This is a genomic window from Deltaproteobacteria bacterium, from assembly GCA_003194485.1.
Classification (GTDB): Bacteria; Desulfobacterota; Dissulfuribacteria; order Dissulfuribacterales; family UBA3076; genus UBA3076.
Window position 1 is genome coordinate 163,006 of sequence record PQXD01000001.1, and the last position, 8,059, is coordinate 171,064.

Below are 8,059 nucleotides of genomic sequence, written 5' to 3' on the forward strand. Positions count from 1 at the left end.
TCCTGCCCCCTCCCCGTTCTCCTTCGCTTCGCTCCGGAGCCGGGGTTTCCCCCGCCCCAAAGGCCAAGAAAAACTGCGGGACTTACGCAGGTCGCTCCAAGGGACGGCCCTGCCCCGTGATCAAATATTCTCATATGCCTCAAGGCATTATTATAAACTTCTTGGTCTTTTCATCCCAGCGATATCCATTTCCAGACCAGATATCTTCAATCTGCTCCATACCAAAATTTATATCCTTTATTTTACCAAATTCATCGTAAACAGTGAGTATTTCTTCATCATCAATTTTTTCATCACCATTGGCATCCGCCCAGTGCAGCGTACTTATTTGCAGTGTATTCGGTCCTTTGATAGGCATAGCAGTGCTTTGACCTTTTCTGACAGTGATCGTTCCCTCAAATTGCAGCTCTTTTTCAAGCCTGACTCCAGGTTCAGTGGTAGCCAGATAACAAAATATGATTTTTTGCATATCGGTTTGATAGATCCATTTAAGATCGCCTGTTTTTTCGTCAATGGCCGTGAAGTCGGGCTCAGCTTCAATCGGCGTGCATTCTTGGGGCACGGATTCCCTCAATATCAGGGAAAGAGATCCAACATGCTCGGTTTCTACACTTATTATCACCGGAAAAGGCAGGCCTGGGGCCGTATGTGGCGGAAGAAGTCTATAGGCGGTGATATTTATTTTCTGGCGGCCAAAGAAAGACCACCAGAAAGCGCCGGAAATAATCACCGCACAGACCAGTATCAGGACCAACAACGGACGAATTGTAAAGATTCCAGGTAGCCGGCTTCCGTCAGTCTCGTCGGTTTCCTCCTGCCTTTTTTTCATTTCCCCATCTTGTGATCCTGTTTCATGGTCTTCGAGTATTTCCTCAAGCGATACCTCAAGTGCCTCGGCCAGCTTGAGGGCATTTTCTTTCTTAATGGTGGGATATCTGCGATTTTCCCACCGGGAAATAGTGTCAGTGGTCACTCCAACCGCCGTAGCAAGGTAGAGCTGGGTAAGCTCCAGGGACTCTCTGAGCTTACGGACTTTATCGCCGTCGATTCTTACCATGGGCGGTCCGCCGATTGAGGGACGGCCTGTAATCACAAGTGTTTTCCTATGATCTGATTTCTATCCAATAGTTCCCGATTGACATGCATCTGTTTCTGATTCGGGAAGGACGGTTTCCAAAATATATACTAACACTGGATATTTCATATCTGAAGTTTCCCATAAAAGTCTCATGCTACCAACACAGTACTCTTTTGCCAAGCGCTTGTGCCTTGAGGCAAGGGAAGATACATTACCCAGTTTTTCCCCATATTTTCTTGGTCTGCCACACTTGACCATGACGCCCGGCATCTTCAGGGCGCTCCCGTCTGAAGATGAGATACGAATTACTGGGGGCAGACAGACAGCAGATGCTTCAGCACCTTACGAGATCGCCCTTGCCTTCGGATAGTATTTTCATTACCATCATAAAATAATGAATTGGAAAATAATATTGCGCTCATGTTAGATTTGGTCGGGCCGATTAAGCAATGAGATTTGCAGCTCACCAACCCACATTTTTACCCTGGCCCGGCCTGTTTCACAAGGCCATGCAGGCGGATACACTGGTGTTCCTGGATCAGGTCCAGTATCCAAGGGGATTTTCCTGGATCAACCGTAACCGCTTAAAAGGCATGCACGGATCGGTTTGGTTTACCATCCCGGTGATCAAAAAGGGGCTGGGCCTCCAGTCCATTGACAAGGTTCGTGTCCTGGATGACCCCCGCTGGCGGCGCAAACACCTCATGACCCTGGAGCACTGTTACAAGAACGCCCCGTTCTTCCAGGAACATTTCGCCTTTTTCGAACAACTCTATACCAGAGCGCCTGAAAGCCTGCTCCACTGGAACCTGGCCGGTATTGATCACATTTTTCACTCCCTTGATCTGCCCGGCTCTTACCTGCTGCAGTCAGAGATAGGCGTCATGGCCAAGGGAACCGGCTTGCTGGTTGCCATTGCCGAAAAACTGGGTGCAAGTGAACTGGTGGCCCCCAGGGCAGGGAAGGGCAGGATCGATACCGCCCTGCTGAAGGAGGCAGGGATCACTGTCCACTGGCTAGACTATCAGAGGCCTGTCTATCCACAGCTCTGGGGAGAATTTATCAAGGATCTGTCGGCCATGGACCTTCTCTTTAACTGCGGCCCGTACAGCAGAAAGATCCTGGAACGGGCCCAGGGGGTGTCTTAGGGATGCGTTGAACCACTGAGGACACAAAGAAGGTCTTTTATAGTTGAAACAAAGATTCCGATAAGAAAGTGAAAATGTAAAAGGACTGCACGAATTGCAGCCGAGGTGTGTGGATCTTCCTTGTTGCCATCTTTAGAATGGCAGGATTGGTTGTACACGGACGGCCTTTAGCCCTCCTAAATTATGGAGGTGATCTCGAACATGGATCAAATAATGAGGACGATTTCCAACTATACAATCATTGAAAAGTTGGGTGAGGGCCCGCAATCAGTCGTTTACAAGGCCTTTCATAAAGAGAATCCCGGTCGTCCATTGGCTCTCAGGGTCCTGAAGGCCGGCTCTTTGTCCGAACGTCAAAAGAGGCACTTCAGACAGAGAATAGAGCATCTCAAAACCTTGCAGGATATCCAACTGATTACGCCTTTATCCTTTGAAGTGAAAGGTGATGCCGCGTTTATCACTCAGGACTATTTCGAAGGCATAACCCTTGATGAGTGGGCCAGAAAACAGACCAGGATTACCCTGAACGATTTTTTCACCGTGGCCTGCAGATTGGTTAAGGCCCTGGACAAGGTTCATGAAGCGGGGATTATTCATGGCGGTGTCAAACCCCACAATATCTTGATTCAACCCAAGACCCTCGATATCCGGTTAATCGATTTTATAACTTCCCTTGATGTGAGAGACGTGAGTCATTTCATTTATGACAGTTCTTTTGTGACAGGGACACTGGCCTATACCTCTCCCGAACAGACCGGACGTATCAGCCATAGAGTCGATTTTTCCACAGATCTTTATTCCCTGGGGGTTACTTTTTATGAGCTTCTGACCGGGCAACTTCCCTTCTTATCTGCCGATCCCCTGGAATTGATCCATTCACATTTGGCTGAAGAGGCGCCGCCGGTCCACGAACTGAACCCAGAGATTCCGCCTGTCTTGAGTAAAATCGTCACCAAATTAATGCTCAAACAGCCTGAAAAGCGCTATCAGAGCACTGTCGGGCTCCTGGCAGACCTCAGGCATTGCCGGGACGAATATTCAACAAAGGGATCGATCATGGAATTTCCCCTGGGGATTTATGATCGGCCCGGCCGGGTTATCTTTATCTCTAAAATGGTAGGACGCGATGGAGAGGCCAGAACTGTCCTTGAGGAATATGAGGAAGCTGCTAATGGTTCTTTCAGATGCCTGTTGATTTCCGGGTTGCCGGGTATTGGGAAGACCCGCTTGATTCAGGAACTTCAGAGACCGATCGTGGAGCACAGGGGCTATTTTACCTCAGGGAAATTCGATGTCTATCAAAAGAATATTCCGTACAGCTCCCTTATCCAGGCCTTCAGAAATCTGATGAGGACCTTTTTAACGGAAAGCGATCAAAGGAACGCTCTCTGGAGACAAAAAATCGCAGAGGCGGTGGGAGAAAACGGAAAGGTGATAACAGATGTGGTTCCTGAACTGGAGATCCTGATCGGCCCTCAACCGGAGGTCAAGCCGCTTCCTCCCGTGGAATCGAGAAACCGCTTCCACGATGTCTTCGGCCGTTTTTTGACCTGCCTGGCCAGCAAAGAAAACCCCTTGACTCTTTTTATAGACGATCTTCAGTGGTGCGATATCGCCACCTTCGATTTTCTGGCCAACATCTTTGCCAATTACAAGGAGCACCCATACCTCTTTCTTTTAGGGGCTTATCGCCATAATGAGGTGGATGAAAGCCATCTCCTTACAAAACTGATGCGTGATATCAAGGAAAGCGCTCAACCCCTGAAAGAGATCAGGTTAAAACCCCTGAAACCCCGGCACTGCCATGAGATGGTCTCTTATATCCTCGATTCTTCTCTCACCCAGACAAGGACATTATCCGATTTTCTGGCCGGCCTTACCGAGGGAAATCCACTCTTTGTCAGCGAGAGTCTGTCCTATCTTTATAATGAAGATCTGCTCTTCTTGGACGAAAGCCGACAGTGGCTCTGGGACCTCGAAAAGATCAGGGAGTCTGACATGCCGTCCACGGTGGTGGCGCTTTTCAGCTCAAAGGTCCAAAGGCTGCCTCCTGATACCATTGAACTGCTCGAATATTGCGCCTGCATGGGAAATCTTTTCACACCGGACGAGGTAGCCCTGGTCAGAGAGATTACATTGCCGGACGTGTTTGAAACATTGAAGCCGGCCTTGGGCCAGGGGCTTCTGGTAGAGAGCAAAGAGCAGTTACAATTCGTTCATGACCGGGTGCAGGAGGCGGTCCTGGGTGCCATAGAACGTGAAAGGCGCCAGCGGATACACTGGCATATCGGAAATCACCTCCTTTCCGCTGTCCCGGATGGGACAGATCTCGAAAAACTGGACAACCTGTTTACTGTCGCCGCACACCTCAACCTGGGAAAGGATAGGACATCAGACAAGGAAACGGCCTATCTGCTGTCGAACATAAACTACCATGCGGGCAACAAGGCCCTGGATTCACTGGCCACGGAAGCGGCCAATGAGTATTTCAGACAAAGCCTTGAGCTTCTGCCTCAAGACTGCTGGCAGGTCCAATATGACCGCACATTTAAGATATACCAGAAACTGGCAAAGACCGAGTTGATGTGCGGAAGTTATGAGAACTCGGAAAAACTCCTCAATCAATTACTTGATCATGCCGAAACCGATCTGGACAAGGCGGAAGCACTGGCCGAGCAGACTACCTCGCTCTCATCCATAGGCAATTTCATAAAGGCAATTGAGACCGCCAACCGCGGGTTGGCGTATTTCGGCAGATCGATCCCGGATGATCCCGGGCTTGCAGAGAAAAAACGAGAGCAGTTGATGGATGAAATCAACTCCAAATATGGTTCCAGGATCTGGGACACTGTCCTGAATATGCCTTTTACCAAGGAGAGGAAGAGTAAGATCGAATTGGTCATCTACAGCGAACTCATCCCGGACTTATACATGTCCGGCCTGGTGCCGCAACTCTATCTTTCGGCAGTCCAGTCAACCCGGCACTGCCTGGAAGGCGGCATGGATGAATCGGTGATCTATTCTTTCTCTATCATGGGGCTCTATCTGGGGGAGCACATGAAATTTGATCAGGTCTTTCGATATGAAGACCTGGCCCTTGATCTGTGTGAAAGGTACCCGAACACCTTTGGGGCCACCAGGGGGATGAACGGGGTCGCCTGGGTTACCATGCATACGCGGAATCATCCCGAAGATCTGGCCAGACATTGTCTGAAAGGGATACAGTGCGGCAAGAACTGCGGTGACTTATATAATGCAGGGCTCTTGTACGGTCCCTTGATGTGGGGTCTTCAGGTGCAGGGGGCCGACCTGTCGGCCGTTGAGAAGTATGCCAAGGAATGTCTTCAGTTTTCCCAGAAGTATCATCTGTCATTTTCCGTTGCCCTGGCCGAGGCCATGCAGGCCGCATGGGTTGCGCCCATGAAAAAGGATTACACACCAGTGCCCATGGAGGAGAAGATCAAAAAATGGGAGAGGGAAAATCATATCTCTGCTGCAGGGAGCTATTATGTACACATGGCTCTGACCCACTATTATTTCGGAGAGTATGAAAGGGCTGAAGAGTATTTACTTGGAGTCAGGCGGTATCTGAGAGGGCTTACCGATCACTTACTGAAGCGGCAGTGGCACGCCTTCCAGGTGTTGAATGCCCTCAGGCTGTATGCGAAAGGAATCATATACAAAAGCAAAGGAGAATTACTGTCTTTCATTCAGCCGCTCATCAAGAAGATTGAGACCTGGGCTCAATACGGGCCGATGCTCAGACCTTATCTTGCACTTATCTATGCAGAACTGGAGAGATTTACCGGGGATCTCAGAAAGGCAAGGGGCCTCTACTTTGATGCCATAGCTATTGCCCATGAACAGCGATTCACCTTTATGGAAGGTTACATTAATGAATGCCGGGGTGAACTTCTCAAGGAGGCGGGTCAGGGTATGGAGCGGGTCTGCTTTGCCGAGGCAGCCCGTCTGTATAAAAAATGCCATGCAGAGCGTAAAGAGATCTCTCTCAAGGAGAAATACCCTGAGTATTTCGAGGAAGAGGCGCCTGCTTCAATGCCGGTTGAAGCAGGCGCTCCTGATTATACCCTTCCATGTCTGGATGCCGAGTACCTGATGAAGTCCTCGGCCGCCATTTCGGCAGAGATCAATCTCGATGGCCTGTTGAAAAAGATTATGAACGTGGTTCTGGAGGCCTCGGGGGCGCAGCACGGGTATCTTTTGATTGAAGACGGCGGCAGACTGATTGTCCGCGCTGAAAGTCACGTCACCGAAAAAGATGCAGTCCGGACCGTCCGGTATGACATTGAAGATGCCACTGATGTTTCCAGGGCTATCATCCGTTATGTGCATCGCACCAAGGAGGCGCTGGTCCTGGACAATGCCTCGCAAGAAGGAAACTTTAAGGACAATCCCGAGGTTAAGGCCATGGGGCTTCGTTCCGTTCTCTGTCTTCCATTAACCAAGCAGGCCCGGTTGATGGGAATTCTGTATCTTGAAAACCGTTTGTCCGATTCGGTTTTCACTTCGGAGAAGGCAAAGATGACTGATCTGCTGGCCACCCAGGCGGGCATCTCCCTGGAAAACGCCCGCCTGGTAGATGAGATGAGACGGGCTGAGGAAGCCTTGCGTCAACACCGTGGACATCTGGAACAGATGGTTGAGGAACGTACCCGAGAGCTGCAGAAGACCCAGCAGGAGTTGATTATGGCGGAAAAGCACGCCGGAGTCGGTCGCCTGGCTGCTGGGGTGGCCCATGAGATCAAGAACCAGCTCACTCCCATCCTTACGGAAGCCCAGAGGACCATGGCACGGATAGAGGCCGGGAAAGAGCTTTCACCACAATATATAATGGACCGCTCACGGATCATTGAAGAGGCGAGTCGCACGGCAAACAAGATTACCATGGCCCTTCTGGACTATGCGAGGGAAAGCAGGCCGGTCTGGATATTTCATATAAGCGCAGGCGAATTTTGTGACGCAGCACAGGAGGCTCTTTTGAGCCTTCAGAGGCAAGCTGTGATCGTCTTTTCTCAAGCTATGGGTAAAAATACCACCATAGCCAGGATTGAGACGGCAACAGCGCAGATTATTTATGGGGTATAAAATTCGAACAACGAGGCTGGCAGATTGTCTCTGACAACAGCAGTACTCAAAAAAGGTGGAGGGAGAATTTCAGGAAAGAGCAGTAAAGTTCAGGAATAAAATCATTCCAGCTGAACACTGTACTTTTGTAATATATCTTCTTTGGTGATCCTTTCAGGAACTCCGGTTGGCATAAGAACATTACGACCGCAGAGAATGAAAACCTCATAGGCATCAAAGATGGCGTAGCGGTCCTGGTCAAAGATTATAAGCTTGTTGCCGTTTTCTTCCTTGACCTTTTCCCGGAATTTACGAATTCCGGTATCTTGGCCGTTCTGTTCCAATTTATCCTGTTGATCCATCCAGCCTTGATAGGCAGTGGTCAGGGCCATGGTCAAGATGGTTAGATACGCATGGGCTCTAAAAGCAGCCTTGGTATTTTGTGGAGGCCTCTGGATGAACCACGCCTGCTTTGCTTCCCGAAACAGGGAGTTTTCAATTTCGCTGCGGGGATCATACCCGTCATAGACCTTTAACGGTTTACTTGCAGGGCTGTTGGTCAGGATAACCAGGGTCTTGGAATCGGGATTGTTTTCTTTGTAAGGATCCTGCAAAACGACGACCGCATTTATGGGATTGGCCACGAAATCTTTATGGGTTTCATGGCTGCCACTGCCAAGCGGCCCATAAAACCCTGCAGTGGTCAAACCTTCGATACCCACAACCTCCCATGAGTCAATTACAATAG

The 8,059-nt window shown here is 49.6% G+C and carries 6 protein-coding genes (1 of these 6 cut by a window edge); 3 read left to right on the forward strand and 3 right to left on the reverse strand.

The features are described from left to right. Positions 1 to 67, reverse strand: the 5' end (the start) of a protein-coding gene (locus C4B57_00840) for a hypothetical protein (protein PXF56031.1). Its footprint begins 224 nt before the window's first position; 67 of the gene's 291 nt are visible here — the first part of the coding sequence; its start codon is at positions 65 to 67; the stop codon falls past the left edge of the window. A 72-nt stretch (positions 68 to 139) separates the two neighbouring features. Continuing rightward, a complete protein-coding gene (locus tag C4B57_00845; GenBank protein PXF56032.1) occupies positions 140 to 1,093 on the reverse strand; it encodes a hypothetical protein in 954 nt (317 codons plus the stop codon). A 136-nt stretch (positions 1,094 to 1,229) separates the two neighbouring features. On the opposite strand from C4B57_00845, the gene C4B57_00850 reads away from it, so the two are divergent. From C4B57_00850 to C4B57_00860, 3 genes are all read left to right on the forward strand, one after another. Next, positions 1,230 to 1,448, forward strand: a complete 219-nt coding sequence (locus C4B57_00850; GenBank protein ID PXF56033.1) for a hypothetical protein — start codon at positions 1,230 to 1,232, stop codon at positions 1,446 to 1,448. Between the two features lie 79 nt (positions 1,449 to 1,527). Beyond that, entirely contained in the window at positions 1,528 to 2,226 is a 699-nt protein-coding gene (locus tag C4B57_00855) for a hypothetical protein (protein ID PXF56034.1), read from the forward strand. A 213-nt stretch (positions 2,227 to 2,439) separates the two neighbouring features. Further along, positions 2,440 to 7,332 carry a phytochrome sensor protein gene (locus C4B57_00860; protein PXF56147.1) on the forward strand — a complete coding sequence of 1,631 codons (4,893 nt, stop codon included), beginning with the start codon at positions 2,440 to 2,442 and terminating at the stop codon, positions 7,330 to 7,332. A gap of 101 nt (positions 7,333 to 7,433) precedes the next feature. Here C4B57_00860 and C4B57_00865 read toward each other — a convergent pair whose 3' ends face one another. Then, a complete protein-coding gene (locus tag C4B57_00865) occupies positions 7,434 to 8,033 on the reverse strand; it encodes a hypothetical protein (protein ID PXF56035.1) in 600 nt (199 codons plus the stop codon). Positions 8,034 to 8,059 lie beyond the last annotated feature (26 nt).